Source organism: Streptomyces sp. NPDC088707 (genome assembly GCF_044752725.1).
GTDB lineage: Bacteria > Actinomycetota > Actinomycetes > Streptomycetales > Streptomycetaceae > Streptomyces.
This window is the reverse complement of sequence record NZ_JBIVLV010000005.1, coordinates 332,858-350,462: the sequence shown is the minus strand read 5'-3', so window position 1 is coordinate 350,462 and position 17,605 is coordinate 332,858. Positions and strand designations below refer to the sequence as shown.

Below are 17,605 nucleotides of genomic sequence, written 5' to 3'. Positions count from 1 at the left end.
CAGTCACATCCTGACCTCGGCGCTCCCCGACCCTCCCCACCTGCGCTTAGAGTCACCGCCAGTCACCGCGCCGCCGGGCGCGTTCTACTGCACGGCCCTGTACCAACCCCAGTACGGCCCGGCGTTCCAAAACGGCACCCCTCGCTCCGCAGCTTCACGGCACCGCCTCATCCGAGGGGGCCGCGCCAGGGAAAGGACCCTTCGTGCGAAACCGTTCGATGCTCATACTCACCACCGCGGTCACCGCGGGAGCACTCACCCTCACCGCCTGTGGTTCGCGCGACGACAAGGGCGCCGAAAAGGGCGGCGGCGACAGCGGCAACGTCACCGTGACCATCGGTCTCGACGCGCCCCTCACGGGCGAGCTGTCCGCCCTCGGCCTCGGCATCAAGAACTCCGCCGACCTCGCGGTCAAGACCGCCAACGAGAAGGCCTACGTCAAGGGCGTGACCTTCAAGCTGGAGTCCCTCGACGACCAGGCGCAGCCCTCCGCCGGCCAGCAGAACGCCACCAAGTTCGTCGCCGACAAGAGCGTCCTCGGCGTCGTCGGCCCGCTGAACTCCTCCGTCGCCGAGTCGATGCAGAAGGTCTTCGACGACGCGAAGCTGGTGCAGGTCTCCCCGGCCAACACCAACCCCGCGCTGAGCCAGGGCATCAACTGGAGCACCGGCGACAAGAAGCGGACCTACAAGTCCTACTTCCGCACCGCGACCACGGACGCCATCCAGGGCCCGTTCGCCGCCCAGTACGTCTACAACGAGGCCAAGAAGACCAAGGCCTTCATCATCGACGACAAGAAGACCTACGGCGCCGGCCTCGCGGGCACCTTCAAGGGCGAGTTCGAGAAGCTCGGCGGCAAGGTCCTCGGCACCGAGCACATCAACCCCGACACCAAGGACTTCTCCGCGGTCGCGACCAAGGTGAAGAGCTCCGGCGCCGACGTCGTCTACTACGGTGGCGAGTACCCGGCCGCCGGCCCGCTGGCCAAGCAGATCAAGGAAGCCGGCGCGAAGGTCGTCGTCGTCGGCGGCGACGCGATCTACAGCCCCGAGTACGTCAAGCTCGGTGGCGCCGCCGCGACCAACGGCGACATCGCCACCTCCGTCGGCGCGCCGATCGAGTCCCTCGCCTCCGCCAAGGACTTCCTGGCCAACTACAAGGCCAAGGGCTACAAGGAGGCCTACGAGGCCTACGGCGGCTACGCGTACGACTCCACCTGGGCGATCATCGAGGCCGTCAAGAAGGCCACCGAGGACAACGGCGGCAAGGCCCCCGAGCGCGCCAAGGTCGTCGAGGCCATGCAGGGTGTCTCCTTCGAAGGCGTGACCGGCAAGGTCTCCTTCGACGAGTTCGGTGACACCACCAACAAGCAGCTGACCGTCTACAAGGTCGAGGGCGGCGCGTTCAAGCCGGTCAAGTCCGACACCTTCGGCGGCTGATCAACCTCTCCACTCCGCACCACCAGCACCACTCAGCACCACTTTCACCGCGCGGGGGGCCGCACCTGGCTCCCCGCGCGGTGTCACATCCGTCGAAAGTCTCGGAGGACAATGCGGTGAACGAACTGCCGCAGCAGCTGGTCAACGGCCTGCTACTGGGATCCATGTACGGGCTCGTCGCCGTCGGCTACACGATGGTCTACGGCATCGTCCAGCTCATCAACTTCGCCCATGGCGAGATCTTCATGACCGGCGGCTTCGGGGCGCTCACGGTCTGGCTCATCCTGCCCGGCGGCACCAGCATGTGGGTCGCGCTGCCCGTCATGATCATCGGTGCCGTGATCGTCGCGACCACCATAGCCGTCGGAGCGGAACGGTTCGCCTACCGCCCGCTCCGCGGCGGCCCACGCCTGGCCCCCCTCATCACGGCCATCGGTCTCTCGCTCGCCCTGCAGTACGCGGTGTGGGTGTGGTACCCCGAGGCGAAGTCCGCCCGGACCTTCCCGCAGATCCCCGGCGGTCCGATCGAGCTCGGCCCGGTCACCATCCAGACCGGCGACGTCTTCCTCCTCATCGCCGCCCCGATCTGCATGGCCGTCCTCGCCTTCTTCGTCATGCGCACCCGCGTCGGCCGCGGCATGCAGGCCACCGCGCAGGACCCGGACACCGCCAAGCTCATGGGCGTCAACACCGACCGCATCATCGTGATCGCGTTCGCCCTCGGCGCCGCGATGGCCGCCGTCGGCGCCGTCGCCTACGGCCTCAAGTACGGCGTCGTCGACTACAAGATGGGCTTCCTCCTCGGCCTCAAGGCCTTCACAGCCGCCGTCCTCGGCGGCATCGGCAACATCTACGGAGCCATGATCGGCGGAGTCGTCCTCGGTATCGCCGAGACCATGGCGACGGCGTACATCAGCCACATCCCCGGTATGGAGCAGCTCGGCGGCCAGTCCTGGGCCGACGTCTGGGCCTTCGTACTCCTCATCGTCGTACTCCTCGCCCGGCCCCAAGGCCTCCTGGGCGAGCGCGTCGCGGACAGGGCGTGAGCACCATGACCACCATCTCCGAGAACCCCCAGGCAGCACCGGTCTCCAAGCAGGACGAGGCCACCGGCCTCATCGGCTTCGTGCCGGCCAAGGCCGCCCGCGCCCTCACCCTGGGCGGCGCCGTCCTCACCGTCGCCAGCTGTTTCCTCTCGTGGACCTGGACGCCCACGTTCCCCGGCGACCTCACGTACTACGGCTCCCCCGCCGGCCTCCAGCTCCAGGTCCTGGTCCTGGGCCTGCTCACCACCCTCTTCGCCCTCTCCTCCTACGGCGTCAAGGGCACCCGCTGGCTGACCCCGGCCGGCGCCGACGCGGCCCTCAAGTTCGCCGCGCTCGCCGCCTTCGGCACCACCTGGTACACCGTCGCCGCCATCAGCATCTCGCTCGGCGGCCCCGTCAACCTGGAGCCGGGCGGCGCCATCGTCGCGCTCGCCACCCTCCTCACCCTCCTCGGCGCCCTCGCCCTCCCCTTCGAGCGGCCCAAGGTCCACCCCGTGGACCCCGAGGACACCGCCTGGGACCAGTTCAAGCACCGCGCCGGCAACGGCTGGACAGTCTTCAAGGGCGCCTTCGCCACCACCGGCACCGCCCGCAAGCTGCCCCCGATGCACTCCTCCGTCGAGATCCTGATCATCACGGGCATCCTCGCCGTGGCACTCGGCGTCTTCACCTACGGCGTCGGCACCGAATACGACGAGCTGTTCCTCGGCTTCCTGATCACCGCCGGACTCGGCTTCGCCGCGGTCAACAAGTCCGGCCTCACACAGCAGGCCACCCAGCTCACCAAGAAGCACCAGAACCTCACCATCGCGGGCGCGTTCACCGCGGCGGCGCTCTTCCCCTTCACCCAGACCGACGACCAGTACGCGACGCTCGGCGTCTACATCCTGATCTTCGCCACGGTCGCCCTGGGCCTCAACATCGTCGTCGGCCTCGCCGGTCTCCTCGACCTCGGCTACGTCGCCTTCCTCGGCGTCGGCGCCTACGCGGCCGCCCTCGTCTCCGGCGCCCCGACCTCGCCGTTCGGCGTCCACTTCCCCTTCTGGGCCGCCATCCTGGTCGGCGCCGGAGCCTCCCTGGTCTTCGGCGTCCTCATCGGCGCCCCGACCCTGCGCCTGCGCGGCGACTACCTCGCCATCGTGACGCTCGGTTTCGGTGAGATCTTCCGCATCGCCGTCATGAACACCGACGGCACCTCCGGCCCGGACATCACCAACGGCTCCAACGGCATCGCGTCCATCCCGAACCTCAACATCTTCGGGTTCGACTTCGGCGCCGAGCACTCCATCGCCGGATTCACCATCGGCCGCTTCGCGAACTACTTCTTCCTGATGCTGCTGATCATGGCAGTCGTCGTGCTGGTCTTCCGGCGCTCCGGCGACTCCCGCATCGGCCGCGCCTGGGTCGCCATCCGCGAGGACGAGACCGCCGCCCTCGCCATGGGCATCAACGGCTTCCGCGTCAAGCTCATCGCCTTCGCCCTCGGCGCCTCACTCGCCGGCCTCGCCGGCACCGTGCAGGCCCACGTGACCTACACCGTGACCCCGGAGCAGTACCTCTTCGCCGGTCCGATCCCGCCCAACTCCGCCTTCCTGCTCGCGGCCGTCGTCCTCGGCGGCATGGGCACGATGAGCGGTCCGCTGGTCGGCGCCTCGCTCCTCTTCCTCATCCCCAACAAGCTCCAGTTCATGGGCGAGTACCAGCTCTTCGCCTTCGGCGTCGCGCTGATCCTGCTCATGCGCTTCCGCCCGGAAGGCATGATCGCCAACCGGCGCAACCAGCTGGAGTTCCACGAGAACGACGAGACGCCCGCCACGCTCGCCAAGGCAGGTGCCTGAACCATGACGACCACCACGAAGACCGCCGACGCCACCGCCGCGCCGACCGCCGGCGAGGCCGTGCTCGACGCACGCGGGGTCACCATGCGATTCGGCGGCCTCACCGCCGTACGCGACGTGAACCTGACCGTCAACAGCGGCGAGATCGTCGGTCTCATCGGCCCCAACGGCGCCGGCAAGACCACCTTCTTCAACTGCCTCACCGGCCTCTACGTCCCCACCGAGGGCGAGGTCCGCTACAAGGGCCAGGTCCTGCCGCCCACGTCGTACAAGGTCACCGACGCCGGCATCGCCCGCACCTTCCAGAACATCCGCCTGTTCCACAACATGACGGTCCTGGAGAACGTCCTCGTCGGACGCCACACCCGCATGAAGCAGGGCCTCTGGTCGGCACTGCTCCGCCTCCCCGGCTTCAAGAAGGCCGAAGCCGAGGCGACGGACCGGGCCATGGAGCTCCTGGAGTTCATCGGCCTCCAGGACAAGGCGCAGCACCTCGCCAAGAACCTCCCCTACGGAGAGCAGCGCAAGCTCGAGATCGCCCGCGCCCTCGCGAGCGACCCCGGTCTCATCCTGCTCGACGAGCCCACCGCCGGCATGAACCCGCAGGAGACGCGGGCCGCGGAGGAACTCATCTTCGCCATCCGGGACATGGGCATCGCCGTGCTCGTCATCGAGCACGACATGCGGTTCATCTTCAACCTCTGCGACCGGGTCGCCGTGCTCGTCCAGGGCCAGAAGCTGATCGAGGGCGACAGCCAGACCGTCCAGAGCGACGAGCGGGTCATCGCCGCGTACCTCGGCGAGCCCGTCGCGGACACGCCGGCGGAGGAGGCCCCCGCGAAGGAGGCTCCCGCGAAGGCCGCGCCCGCCGAGGACACGCCGTCGGAGGACGACGCCCCCGAGGCCCCCGAGGCGACCGAGACCCCCGAGGCCACCGCCGACAAGGCACCGGCCACCGAGGAGACCTCCTCGCAGGACACCACGCAAGACCCTGCTTCGGGCAAGGAGAACGACGCATGACCGCACTGCTCGAAGTCGAGGACCTGCGCGTCGCCTACGGAAAGATCGAGGCCGTCAAGGGCATCTCCTTCTCCGTCGAAGCCGGTGAGGTCGTCACCCTCATCGGCACCAACGGCGCCGGGAAGACCACCACCCTGCGGACCCTCTCCGGGCTCCTCAAGCCGGTCGGCGGCCAGATCAAGTTCGAGGGCAAGTCCCTCCGCAAGATCCCCGCACACAAGATCGTCTCGCTCGGCCTGGCCCACTCCCCCGAAGGCCGCCACATCTTCCCCCGCATGACGATCGAGGAGAACCTCCTCCTCGGCGCCTTCCTCCGGAAGGACACCGCGGGCATCGCCAAGGACGTCCAGCGCGCCTACGACCTCTTCCCCATCCTGGGCGAACGTCGCAAGCAGGCCGCCGGCACGCTCTCCGGCGGCGAGCAGCAGATGCTCGCCATGGGCCGGGCCCTGATGTCCCAGCCCAAACTGCTCATGCTCGACGAGCCCTCCATGGGCCTCTCCCCGATCATGATGCAGAAGATCATGGCGACCATCGCCGAGCTCAAGGCCCAGGGCACCACCATCCTGCTCGTCGAGCAGAACGCCCAGGCCGCGCTCGCCCTCGCGGACCACGGCCACGTGATGGAGATCGGCAAGGTCGTGCTCTCCGGCACCGGCCAGAACCTGCTCCACGACGAGTCCGTCCGCAAGGCGTACCTCGGCGAGGACTGACCCACCCGGCCGGTCCGCACCGAGAACAGAAGGCCCGCCCCACAGTGACGTGGGGCGGGCCTTCTTCGTACGTGTACGGGGGCGGGCGGGGCTACTGCCCCTTGGCCGCCTTCTTCTCCTCGGCGTCCTCGATCACGGCCTCGGCAACCTGCTGCATGGACATCCGCCGGTCCATGGAGGTCTTCTGGATCCAGCGGAACGCGGCCGGCTCCGTCAGCCCGTACTGGGTCTGCAGGATCGACTTGGCGCGGTCGACCAACTTGCGGGTCTCCAGCCGCTGCGAGAGGTCGGCGACCTCCTGCTCCAGAGCGCGCAGTTCGGAGAAACGGGAGACGGCCATCTCGATGGCCGGCACCACGTCGCTCTTGCTGAACGGCTTCACGAGGTACGCCATGGCGCCGGCGTCCCTGGCCCGCTCGACGAGCTCGCGCTGCGAGAAGGCGGTGAGCATGAGGACCGGGGCGATGGACTCGCCGGCGATCTTCTCGGCCGCCGAGATGCCGTCGAGGACGGGCATCTTCACGTCGAGGATGACGAGGTCGGGGCGGTGCTCGCGGGCCAGCTCGACGGCCTTGGCGCCGTCTCCGGCCTCGCCGACGACCGTGTAGCCCTCTTCCTCCAGCATCTCTTTGAGGTCGAGGCGGATGAGGGCCTCGTCCTCGGCGATGACGACGCGGGTCGTCAGCGGCGGGACGTGCGACGCGTCGGCGTCGTCGGCGGGCTGGGGCGACTCGGGGGCGGTCACGGGGGCTCCTCGTTCAAGGCCTCTTCCAGGCGGATACAGCTCACCAAGAGCCTACCTAGCTGCGGTATGGTGGACGCGCAGAGGGTCAGGGGAAACCTTTGATTCCGCGGGCCCCGGTAGCCCAATTGGCAGCAGGCAGTGGATTCAAAACCCACACAGTGTCGGTTCGAGTCCGACCCGGGGCACTTTTCCTTCGATTCGAAGGTCGACGAGCAGTCAGTGATCGTCACCCACACGCGTGAACCCTGTCGATCCCCACGCAACCACACACGCGAATCAGCAACCCTCGACCGTGTGTACGACATCGGAACGCACCAACGGGCACTCACTCTTCTGCGAAGCGGCGCAGCGAACGCGGCTGTCGCCCGGACACTGAACATCCCACCCGGCACGATCAGCTCCTGGAAGCACGCGGACCGCGCGAAGCGCGGCGAGTGCCCGGGCAGGGTTTACCGACCCCTCTGCCCACGGTGCGACGGACGCCGGCTCGATGAAGCCGCGTACGCGTATCTTCTCGGGCTGTACCTCGGTGACGGGTACATCAGTCACCCCCGGCAGCACCGGGTGCCGAGCCTGCGGATCACACTCGACGACGCCTGGCCCGGAGTGCAGCAGGAAGCCATGACGGCCGTACGTACGGTGTTCCCCGACAACACGGCCTCCTGGGCACGGAAGACCGGGTGCAGCGACGTCAAGGTGCACTCCAAGCACCTGACCTGCCTCTTCCCGCAGCACGGCCCCGGCCGGAAGCACGAACGGGCCATCGTCCTCGAACAGTGGCAGCAGGAGATCGTCGACGCTCACCCATGGTCGTTCATCCGAGGACTGATCCATTCCGACGGGTCGCGCATCGTGAACTGGACGGAGAAGACCATCGGCGGGCGGATGAAGCGGTACGAGTACCCCCGCTACTTCTTCACCAACACCTCGGACGACATCGTTCAGCTCTACACCGACACGCTGGAACGTGTCGGTGTGGCCTGGCGGAGCAGACGCCGAGCAACCGGGGCACACGATGTCTCCGTCGCCCGCAAAGCCTCCGTCGCCCTCATGGACGCGCACGTCGGCCCCAAGCACTGACCCCTACGTCAGCGGGTCCCCGATGTGGTGGACCCGTACCAGGTTCGTCGAGCCCGCGACTCCCGGCGGGGAGCCGGCCGTGATCACCACGATGTCGCCCGGCCGGCAGCGGCCGATGCGGAGGAGCTCCTCGTCCACCTGGGCCACCATCGCGTCCGTCGAGTCGACGTGCGGGCCGAGGAAGGTCTCGACGCCCCAGGTGAGGTTGAGCTGGGAGCGTGTCGCCGGGTCCGGGGTGAAGGCGAGCAGGGGGATGGGTGAGCGGTAGCGGGAGAGGCGCTTGACCGTGTCGCCGGACTGGGTGAAGGCGACGAGGAACTTGGCGCCGAGGAAGTCGCCCATCTCGGCGGCCGCGCGGGCCACGGCGCCGCCTTGGGTGCGGGGCTTGTTGCGGTCGGTGAGGGGCGGGAGGCCCTTGGCGAGGACGTCTTCCTCGGCGGCTTCGACGATGCGGCTCATGGTGCGGACGGTCTCGATGGGGTAGCGGCCGACGCTGGTCTCGCCGGAGAGCATGACGGCGTCGGTGCCGTCGATGACGGCGTTGGCGACGTCCGAGGCCTCGGCGCGGGTGGGGCGGGAGTTGTCGATCATGGAGTCGAGCATCTGGGTGGCGACGATGACCGGTTTGGCGTTGCGCTTGGCGAGTTTGACGGCGCGCTTCTGGACGATCGGGACCTGTTCCAGGGGCATTTCGACGCCGAGGTCGCCGCGGGCGACCATGATGCCGTCGAAGGCGGCGACGATCTCCTCGATGTTCTCGACGGCCTGCGGCTTCTCGATCTTGGCGATGACGGGGAGCCGGCGGCCCTCTTCGTCCATGATCCGGTGGACGTCGTCGATGTCGCGTGCGCTACGGACGAAGGAGAGTGCGATGACGTCGGCGCCGGTGCGCAGGGCCCAGCGGAGGTCTTCGATGTCCTTCTCGGAGAGGGCGGGGACGGAGACGGCGACGCCGGGGAGGTTGAGGCCCTTGTTGTCGGAGACCATGCCGCCTTCGATGACGACGGTGTTCACTCGGGGTCCGTCGACGGAGGTGACTTCGAGGGTGACGCGGCCGTCGTCGACGAGGATGCGTTCGCCGGTGGTGACGTCGTCGGCGAGGCCGGAGTAGGTCGTTCCGCAGGTGTGGCGGTCGCCTTCCATGGGCTCGACGGTGATGGTGAACTCGTCGCCGCGTTCAAGGAGTACGGGGCCTTCGCGGAAGCGGCCGAGGCGGATCTTCGGGCCTTGAAGGTCGGCGAGGACGCCGACGCTGCGGCCGGTCTCGTCGGAGGCTTTGCGTACGCGCTGGTAGCGCTCCTCGTGCTCGGTGTAGGAGCCGTGGCTGAGGTTGAGGCGGGCCACGTCCATTCCGGCCTCGATCAACGACTTGATCTGGTCGTATGTTTCGGTGGCGGGCCCAAGGGTACAAACGATTTTCGCTCGGCGCATGGGTCGAGCCTAGGCCTTACCCACCAGTAGCGAGTTGGCGGGACATGACTACTCAACAACCTTTCCGTGAAAGGCTGTTGACAAGTCTTGAATCTGTGCGCCGGGGTGCTCCGATGAGCGATTTCGGCGCCCCGGCGCCCCCTGTCTCAGAGTGCGGGCGGCCTCATCGTGAAGCGCGCCACGACCTCGGCGGTCACTGTCTGGCGCTGCGGTTCGAGGTCGAGCGGCGGGGCTTCTCCGACCCCCTCCGCCGCGTACGCGACCGCGGCCGAGCCGAAGGCGGCCCGTCGCGGCATGAGCGGCTCGGCGACGCCCGCGTCCGACAGTTCGAGGAGTGAGGAGAGCGAGGTGCCGAGCGCCTCCGCGTAGGCCCGTGCCCGCTGGACCGCCTCCGTCACCGCGAGCCTGCGGGCCTCCGCGTAGGCCGGGGAGGCCGGGCGGAGGAACCACCACGGGCCGTCGACGCTGGTCAGTTCCAGGTCGGCGAGCCGGGTCACCAGCTCCCCGAGCACGGTGAAGTCGGTCAGTTCGGCGGTGACCCGCACCCGCCCGTGGAAGGCGTGGACCCGCTCCCCCCGTCCCTTGCGGGTGAGCTCGGGGGAGATCGAGAAGCTGCCCGTCTCCAGTTTCTCGACCGCGGAGCCCTGTGCCTTGATGAGGTCGAGCACCAGGGCGTTGCGGCGGGTGAGGTCGGTGAGCGTCGCGGACCGGTCGGGTCCTCGGGCGGAGACGGCCACCCAGATGCGGGCGAGCTCCGGGTCGACCTCGAGCCGTCCTTCTCCGCGAACCGTCACCTGGGGTGCTTCCGGGGTCGCGTGTTCCTGCGTCACGTCCTGACTCCTCCGTGTTCGGCAGCGATCGTCCACCGAACACTTTCCCACTCCGTAACCCGAAAGCTCTGTCGCCGACGTGGCTGTCCGGGTCAGAATCTACGCGCGTTGTGCGCCACGGTCGGCGCCGACGGCACAGAACCACAAGGGGAGAGAACACATGCCGCTGAACCGCAGGACGTTCCTGGAGCGCTCGGCCGCCGCCGGGGCCGGAGTGGCCGTCGCCGGAGCCGTCGCCGTTCCCGCCGAGGCCCACGGGGGCCACGGCCGGCCGCGTCCGCGGAAGCGGTACTCGTTCACCGTGATGGGCACCACCGACCTGCACGGCAACGTCTTCAACTGGGACTACTTCACGGACAAGGAGTTCGACGACAAGGCGCACAACGACGTCGGCCTCGCCAAGATCTCCACCCTGGTCGACCAGGTCCGCAGGGAGAAGGGCCGCCGCAACACCCTCCTCATCGACGCGGGTGACACCATCCAGGGCACGCAGCTGTCGTACTACTACGCCAAGGTCGACCCGATCACCGCCCGCCGCGGTCCGGTCCACCCGATGGCCCAGGCCATGAACGCCATCGGCTACGACGCCGCCGCGCTGGGCAACCACGAGTTCAACTACGGCATCCCGGTGCTCCGCAAGTTCGAGGAGCAGTGCGACTTCCCGCTGCTCGGCGCCAACGCGCTGGACGCCAAGACGCTGCGCCCTGCTTTCGCCCCGTACAGCATGCACCGGCTGCGCACCCCGCACGGCAAGGACGTCAAGGTCGCGATACTGGGTCTGACCAATCCCGGCATCGCCATCTGGGACAAGGCGAACGTCAGCGGCAAGATGGTCTTCCCCGGACTTGAGGAGCAGGCCGCGAAGTGGGTGCCGAAGCTGCGCTCGATGGGTGCGGACGTGGTCGTCGTCTCGGCGCACTCCGGGTCCAGCGGCACCTCCTCGTACGGTGACCAGCTCCCTCACATCGAGAACGCGGCCGGGCTGGTCGCCGAGCAGGTGCCGGGCATCGACGCGATCCTCGTGGGTCACGCGCACACCGAGATCCCCGAGTACCGGGTGAGGAACAAGGAGACCGGCAAGGACGTCGTCCTGTCGGAGCCGCTGAAGTGGGGCCAGCGCCTCACTCTGTTCGACTTCGACCTGGTGTGGGAGAAGGGCCGCTGGACGGTCGAGAAGGTGGCCGCGCAGGTCCTCAACTCCAACACGGTGGCGGAGGACCCGGAGATCACCGGGCTGCTGGGGGACGAGCACAAGAAGGTCGTGGCGTACGTCAACCAGATCATCGGCACTTCCACGGCGGCCATGACCACGGCCGACGCGCCGTGGAAGGACGAGCCGATCATCGATCTGATCAACGTCGTCCAGGCCGAGACCGTGAAGGCGGCTCTCGCGGGCGGTGCGCACGCGGCCCTGCCGGTCCTCTCGCAGGCCTCCTGCTTCTCCCGCACGGCCCGTATCCCGGCCGGCCAGGTCTCCATCAAGGACGCCGCCGGTCTGTACCCCTTCGAGAACACCCTGGAGGCCCGTCTGATGACGGGCGCCCAGCTGAAGGACTACCTGGAGTTCTCGGCGCGGTACTACGTCCAGACCCCGGCGGGTGCTCCGGTCGACACCGCGAAGCTGACCAACGCGGACAGCATCCCGGACTACAACTACGACGCCGTCTCCGGGCTCACGTACGACATCGACATCGCGAGGCCGACCGGTTCCCGGATCGTGAACCTGTCCTTCGAGGGCAGGCCTCTCGACCCGGCGGCGAAGTTCGTCCTCGCGGTCAACAACTACCGGGCGAGCGGCGGCGGCGCGTTCCCGCACGTCGCCGGCGCCCAGCAGCTGTGGGCCAATTCTGACGAGATCCGCAACACCATCATCCAGTGGGTGAAGGCGAAGGGGACAGTCGATCCGTCCCTGTTCGCGTCGGTGGGCTGGAAGCTGACGCGGGACGGCGTCCCCGTCTTCTAGGGTCGACCGGTTCTCACTGCTGTACGAGAGGCGTCAGCTTCTGGCCCTGGGCCGGGATGCTCGGCGCCTCTCGTGTCTCCAGGCCGAAGCTGGTGAAGGCCGTGCGGCGCGGCAGCGGGTAGGGCTCCTTGCCGGTGATCGAGTTGAGGATGGTCGCGCTCCGCCAGGCCGCGAGGCCGAGGTCGGGGGCGCCGACGCCGTGGGTGTGCCGTTCGGCGTTCTGCACGTGGACGGCGCCGGTCACCGACGGGTCGAGGACGAGCCGGTACCGCTCGTCGATCCGGGGGCGCCCGGCGGAGTCGTGGCGGAGGTACGGGTCGAGCCCGGCGAGCATCCGGTCGACCGGGCGTTCCCGGTAGCCGGTGGCGAGGACGACGGCGTCGGTGGTGAGCCGGGAGCGGGTGCCCTGTTGGAGGTGTTCCAGGTGCAGTTCGACCTGGGTGGTGGCGACCCGGCCGGCCGTGCGGACCCGGACGCCCGGGGTGAGGACGGCTTCCGGCCAGCCGCCGTGCAGGGTGCGGCGGTACAGCTCGTCGTGGATGGCGGCGATCGTGTCGGCGTCGATGCCCTTGTGCAACTGCCATTGCCGGGGCAGGAGTTCGCCGCGTACCGGCTCGGGCAGGGCGTGGAAGTAGCGGGTGTAGTCCGGGGTGAAGTGTTCGAGGCCCAGCTTCGAGTACTCCATCGGCGCGAAGGCCTCGGTGCGGGCCAGCCAGTGGATGCGCTCGGCCCCGGCGGGGCGGGCCCGGAGCAGGTCGAGGAAGACCTCGGCGCCCGACTGGCCGGAGCCGATGACGGTGACGTGCCCGGCGGCGAGGAGTGTCTCGCGGTGCGCGAGGTAGTCGGCCGAGTGGAAGACGGGGACGCCGGGGGCGTCGGCGAGCGGCTTGAGGGGTTCGGGGACGTACGGTTCGGTGCCGACGCCGAGGACGACGTTGCGGGTGTACGCGCGTCCCAGGGCCTCGGCCTCGCCGGCCGGGTCGATCTGGGTGAAGTCGACTTCGAACAGGCGGCGTTCGGGGTTCCAGCGGACCGAGTCGACCTGGTGGCCGAAGTGCAGGCCGGGGAGCCGCTCGCTGGCCCAGCGGCAGTAGGCGTCGTACTCGGCGCGCTGGATGTGGAACTTCTCGGCGAAGTAGAAGGGGAAGAGGCGCTCGCGGCTCTTCAGGTAGTTGAGGAAGGTCCACGGGCTGGCCGGGTCGGCGAGGGTCACCAGGTCGGCGAGGAAGGGGACCTGGAGGGTGGCGCCTTCGATGAGGAGGCCCGGGTGCCAGTGGAAGGCCGGCTTCTGCTCGAAGAAGGCGGTGGCGAGCCCGCCGGGGACACCGTGCGCGAGGGCGGCGAGCGAGAGGTTGAAGGGGCCGATGCCGACGCCCACGAGATCGTGGGGGCGGTCGAGGTCGTCCTGGGGGGTGCTGCCGGTGCTGCCGGTCATCGGTGCGCGCTGCCTTCCACGAGGGTGATGAGCTGAGCCAGGTCGCCGGGGGTGGCGTGGGGGTTGAGCAGGGTGGCCTTGAGCCAGAGGCGGCCGTCCGCCTCGGCGCGGCCGAGGACGGCGCGGCCCTCGGCGAGGAGGGTGCGGCGGATCGCGGCGACGGTCTCGTCGGTGTCGCCGGGGCCGTTCGGCCGGAACAGGACGGTGGTGAGGGTGGGGCGGGCGCGCAGGTCGAGCCCGGGCGCCTTCTCGACGAGGTCGGCCAGCTCCTGTGCCCGGTCCATGCAGGCGTCGACGAGGTCGCCGAGGCCGGTACGGCCGAGGGCGCGGAGGGTGACGGCGGTCTTGAGGACGTCGGGTCGGCGGGTGGTGCGCAGGGAGCGGCCGAGGAGGTCGGGGAGGCCGGCCTCGGTGTCGTCGTCGGCGTTGAGGTAGGCGGCGGTGTGTCCGAGCACGGCGAGGTCGGCCGCGTCCCGTACGGCGAGGAGTCCGGCGGCGGCCGGCTGCCAGCCCAGTTTGTGCAGGTCGACGGTGACGGTGCGGGCGCGGGCCAGGCCGTCGAGGAGGGGGCGGTGGGTGCGGCTGAAGAGGACGGGGCCGCCGTAGGCGGCGTCGACGTGGAGGTCGGCGTGCCGCTCGTCGCAGAGGTCGGCGAGGGCGGGGAGGGGGTCGATGAGGCCCTCGTCGGTGGTTCCCGCGGTGGCCGCGACGAGGACCGGGCCGGTGAGGGCGGTCAGTGCCTCGTGGACGGCGGCGGGGTCCAGGGTGCCGTGCGGGGTGGGCACCATGACCGGCTCGGGGAGGCCGAGGAGCCAGGCGGCGCGCTGGAAGGAGTGGTGGGCGTTCGCGCCGACGACGGTGCGGAGGGTGGGGCCGAGGCGTTCTCGCGCGAGCAGGAGGGCGAGTTGGTTGGACTCGGTGCCGCCGGTCGTGACGAGTGCGTCGGGGTGTGTGGCGTCGGGGAAGACCTCGGCGGCGAGGGCGGCCGTGACCCGGTCCTCGATCGCGGAGGCGGCGGGGGCCTGGTCCCAGGAGTCCATGGACGGGTTGAGGGCGGAGGCCGCGAGGTCGGCGGCGGCGGCGAGGGCGAGGGGCGGGGTGTGGAGGTGGGCGGCGCAGAGGGGGTGGGCGGGGTCGGCGGCGCCTTCGGCGAGGACCCGTACGAGGGTGTGGAGGGCCTCATGCGGGTCCTGGCCCGTCTCGGGCAGGGGCTCCCCCAGGGCCTCCCGCACCCGTCGTGCCACGGCCTGGGGACCGCCGGCCGGGAGCGGGCCGCCGCGGGTCCGCGCGCCTTCGCGCAGGGCGTCGAGGGTGGTGCCGAGGAGGCGGCTCAGGGCGGTGGGATCGGCGGCGAGGGGCGGGGGTTCGGCACGCATGGACGACAGAGTGCCGGGGGTTGTGGGGGTATGTCCGAGGAGTGGCCGGTTGTAACCCGATCGGGTGACCCGCATTGTGCGGGCTGCGCCCGCCGGCCCCGCCCACCGCCTGTGTGGGCAGTCGTCCCGCGGGGGCACCGCACCGGCGGCGCGGTGCCCACTGCGCGGGGTGTCAGGTGCGGGTCTTCAGGGCGCGGGTCACGTCGTCCAGCTGGTCCACCAGTTTGCGGTGGAGGGCCGGGATCATCTCGTCCGTCAGGTGGTGCTCGCCCAGGGTGAGGGACTCCTGGTCGATCGCGTACGCCGGGAAGGCGTAGCGGCCCGCCGCCTCGGCCATGGCCGCTCCCCGTCGGGCGCCGAGGGCGATGGCCGCCGGGTAGAAGCGGGGGACGTACTCCCGTACGAGCTCCGCCTGCTCCGGCTGCCAGAAGCCCTGGGCCGTGGCCGTGAAGAGGTAGTTGGAGAGGTCGTCCGTGTCGAAGAGGGCCGACCAGGCCGCCGCCTTCGCCTCCGCCGTGGGGAGTGCGGCCCGGCAGCGGGCCGCGCCCTCCTGGCCGGTGGCGCTCGGGTCCCGCGCCAGTTCGGCCGCGATCGTCGGCTCGTCGGTGGCGCCGAGGACGGCGAGGCGGGCCAGGATGCGCCAGCGGAGCTCCGGGTCGAGTTCGGGGCCGCCGTGGACGGTGCCCTCGTCGAGCCAGGAGGCGATCTGGTCGGGGGTGGTGGCGCTGTCGATGAGGGCGCGGACGGCGGTGAGGCGCAGGCCGGGCGCCTCGCCGTCCTCGGTGCGGCGCAGCAGGGCGCGGGCGATCTGCCGGATGGTGGAGAGGGCGGCGGGGCGCTCCTCGTCGGTGACGTACCGGTCGGCGATCTGGGTGCGGGCGAAGCCGAGGACGCCCTGGACGAGGGCGAGTTCGGTCTCCTCGGTGAGGTGCGCGAGGGCGACCTCCAGGTAGTCGGCGGGGCGGAGGTCGCCGTCGCGGACCATGTCGCGCAGCGCGTTCCAGATCACCGCGCGGGTCAGCGCGTCGGGGATGCGGGAGATGCCGCGCAGGGCGGATTCGGCGGACGTCTCGTCGAAGCGGAGCTTGGCGTAGGTGAGGTCCTGGTCGTTGAGGACGACGAGGGCGGGGCGCGGGCCGGTGAGTGCGGCGGGTTCGGTCTGGGGTACGTCGAGTTCGCGGCGCTCGCGGAGGACGAGTTCGCCGGAGGGGTCGCGGTCGTAGAGGCCGACGGCGACCCGGTGCGGTCGGCTGCCGTCGCGGTCGACGGCGAGGTTCCAGCGGAGGCCTTCGCCGGTGAGGGCGGGGGTGAGGGTGTCGACGCCGGTGGTGCGGAGCCATTGGTCGGCCCAGGCGTGGACGTCGCGGTCGGTGGCGGCGGCGAGGTTGTCGATGAAGTCGGCGAGGGTGGCGTTGCCGAACTTGTGGCGCTTGAAGTGGATGTTGATGCCGGCGAGGAAGTCCTTCTCGCCGAGCCAGGCGACGAGCTGGCGGAGGGCGGAGGCGCCCTTGGCGTACGAGATGCCGTCGAAGTTGAGGAGGGCGGAGGCGGTGTCGGGGACGGCTTCCGGGTCGGGGGCGACGGGGTGGGTGGAGGGTCGCTGGTCGGCCTCGTATCCCCAGGCCTTCCTGGTGACGCCGAAGTCGACCCAGGTGTCGGGGAAGAGGTCGGAGCAGGCTTCGTTGACGGTCTGGTAGCCCATGTACTCGGCGAAGGACTCGTTCAGCCAGATGTCGTCCCACCAGCGCAGGGTGACGAGGTCGCCGAACCACATGTGGGCCATCTCGTGGGCGATGACCATGGCGCGGGTCTGCCGCTCGGTGACGGTGACGGCGGAGCGGAAGACGAACTCGTCGCGGAAGGTGACGAGGCCGGGGTTCTCCATGGCGCCCGCGTTGAACTCGGGGACGAAGGCCTGGTCGTAGGAGTCGAAGGGGTACGGCTCGTCGAACTTCTCGTGGAAGCGGTCGTAGCAGGCCTTGGTGACGGCGAGGATCTCGTCGGCGTCGGCGTCGAGGTGGGCGGCGAGGGAGCGGCGGCAGTGGATGCCGAAGGGCAGCCCGGCGTGCTCGGTGCGGACGGAGTGCCAGGGGCCGGCGGCGACGCACACGAAGTAGGTGGAGAGCGGCGGGGTGGCGGCGGAGCGCCATGTGCCGTCGGGGTGCTGCTCGGTGATGCCGTTGGCGAGGACGGTCCAGCCCTCGGGGGCCGTGACGGCCAGCTCGAAGACGGCTTTGAGGTCGGGCTGGTCGAAGGCGGCGAAGACGCGCTGGACGTCCTCCATGAAGAGCTGGGTGTAGACGTAGGACTCGCCGTCGCTGGGGTCGGCGAACCGGTGCATGCCCTCGCCGGTACGGGAGTACCGCATGGTCGTACTGATCCGCAGGACGTGCTCGCCCTCGCTCAGGCGCAGTGGGAGGCGGTTGCCGTCCAGGGCGGTGACGTCGAGGGGCTCGTCGTCGAGGTGGGCGGAGTGCAGGGTTTCGGGCTTCAGCTCGACGAAGGTGTCCCCGGCGGTGCGGGCGGTGAACCGGATGAGGCTGGTCGATTCGAAGGTCTCGTCGCCGGTGGTGAGGTCGAGGTCCACGGTGTAGTGCTGGACGTCGAGGAGCTGGGCACGGGTCTGCGCTTCGTCGCGCGTCAGTACGGACATGGCCCTATGCTGCCCGATGCCTTCGGCGTCGGGCAG

The 17,605-nt window shown here is 69.8% G+C and carries 13 protein-coding genes and 1 tRNA gene; 8 read left to right on the top strand and 6 right to left on the bottom strand.

Going from position 1 to position 17,605, the window contains the following annotated elements; genetic code table 11:
- The first annotated feature begins 218 nt into the window (after positions 1-218).
- The 5 genes from ACIP84_RS18060 (at position 219) to ACIP84_RS18040 (ending at position 6,056) form a co-directional block, all read left to right on the top strand.
- Positions 219-1,439, top strand: coding sequence for a branched-chain amino acid ABC transporter substrate-binding protein (locus tag ACIP84_RS18060; RefSeq protein ID WP_401798816.1), 1,221 nt, complete (start codon positions 219-221; stop codon positions 1,437-1,439).
- Between the two features lie 116 nt (positions 1,440-1,555).
- Complete coding sequence (locus ACIP84_RS18055; RefSeq protein ID WP_209494229.1) at positions 1,556-2,485, top strand: branched-chain amino acid ABC transporter permease; 930 nt, start codon at positions 1,556-1,558, stop codon at positions 2,483-2,485.
- A gap of 5 nt (positions 2,486-2,490) precedes the next feature.
- Entirely contained in the window at positions 2,491-4,323 is a 1,833-nt protein-coding gene (locus ACIP84_RS18050; RefSeq protein ID WP_355956454.1) for a branched-chain amino acid ABC transporter permease, read from the top strand.
- Positions 4,324-4,326: 3 nt separating this feature from the next.
- Positions 4,327-5,343: an ABC transporter ATP-binding protein gene (locus ACIP84_RS18045; RefSeq protein ID WP_401798596.1), complete on the top strand. Its 1,017-nt coding sequence runs from the start codon at positions 4,327-4,329 to the stop codon at positions 5,341-5,343.
- A complete protein-coding gene (locus tag ACIP84_RS18040) occupies positions 5,340-6,056 on the top strand; it encodes an ABC transporter ATP-binding protein (protein WP_209494232.1) in 717 nt (238 codons plus the stop codon). The genes ACIP84_RS18045 and ACIP84_RS18040 overlap by 4 nt, the downstream gene beginning before the upstream one ends.
- 91 nt (positions 6,057-6,147) lie before the next feature.
- Here ACIP84_RS18040 and ACIP84_RS18035 read toward each other — a convergent pair whose 3' ends face one another.
- Positions 6,148-6,801, bottom strand: a complete 654-nt coding sequence (locus ACIP84_RS18035) for an ANTAR domain-containing response regulator (protein ID WP_015032844.1) — start codon at positions 6,799-6,801, stop codon at positions 6,148-6,150.
- A 110-nt stretch (positions 6,802-6,911) separates the two neighbouring features.
- Between ACIP84_RS18035 and ACIP84_RS18030 the strand changes: the two genes are divergently transcribed.
- Both ACIP84_RS18030 and ACIP84_RS18025 read left to right on the top strand, forming a co-directional pair.
- Positions 6,912-6,986, top strand: a tRNA-Leu gene (locus ACIP84_RS18030).
- Positions 6,987-7,095: 109 nt separating this feature from the next.
- Complete coding sequence (locus ACIP84_RS18025) at positions 7,096-7,881, top strand: helix-turn-helix domain-containing protein (protein ID WP_401798593.1); 786 nt, start codon at positions 7,096-7,098, stop codon at positions 7,879-7,881.
- Between the two features lie 3 nt (positions 7,882-7,884).
- Here the strand turns inward: ACIP84_RS18025 and pyk are convergent, their stop codons facing one another.
- On the bottom strand, positions 7,885-9,312 hold the full coding sequence (gene pyk / locus ACIP84_RS18020) for a pyruvate kinase (protein ID WP_401798591.1): 1,428 nt from the start codon (positions 9,310-9,312) through the stop codon (positions 7,885-7,887).
- A 146-nt stretch (positions 9,313-9,458) separates the two neighbouring features.
- Positions 9,459-10,142 carry an SIMPL domain-containing protein gene (locus ACIP84_RS18015; protein WP_355956462.1) on the bottom strand — a complete coding sequence of 228 codons (684 nt, stop codon included), beginning with the start codon at positions 10,140-10,142 and terminating at the stop codon, positions 9,459-9,461.
- Between the two features lie 160 nt (positions 10,143-10,302).
- On the opposite strand from ACIP84_RS18015, the gene ACIP84_RS18010 reads away from it, so the two are divergent.
- The gene (locus ACIP84_RS18010) at positions 10,303-12,105 is read left to right on the top strand and encodes a bifunctional metallophosphatase/5'-nucleotidase (RefSeq protein WP_401798589.1); all 1,803 of its coding nucleotides are present in this window, start codon (positions 10,303-10,305) and stop codon (positions 12,103-12,105) included.
- Positions 12,106-12,118: 13 nt separating this feature from the next.
- Here the strand turns inward: ACIP84_RS18010 and ACIP84_RS18005 are convergent, their stop codons facing one another.
- The 3 genes from ACIP84_RS18005 to pepN all read right to left on the bottom strand — a co-directional run bounded on the left by ACIP84_RS18005 (position 12,119) and on the right by pepN (position 17,569).
- Positions 12,119-13,540, bottom strand: coding sequence for a lysine N(6)-hydroxylase/L-ornithine N(5)-oxygenase family protein (locus ACIP84_RS18005; RefSeq protein ID WP_401798587.1), 1,422 nt, complete (start codon positions 13,538-13,540; stop codon positions 12,119-12,121).
- Positions 13,537-14,916 (bottom strand): pyridoxal phosphate-dependent decarboxylase family protein, encoded by a 1,380-nt coding sequence (locus ACIP84_RS18000; RefSeq protein WP_401798585.1) that lies wholly within the window; start codon positions 14,914-14,916, stop codon positions 13,537-13,539. Before ACIP84_RS18000 ends, ACIP84_RS18005 begins: the two co-directional genes overlap by 4 nt.
- A 172-nt stretch (positions 14,917-15,088) precedes the next feature.
- A complete protein-coding gene (gene pepN / locus ACIP84_RS17995) occupies positions 15,089-17,569 on the bottom strand; it encodes an aminopeptidase N (RefSeq protein WP_401798583.1) in 2,481 nt (826 codons plus the stop codon).
- Positions 17,570-17,605: the final 36 nt, after the last annotated feature.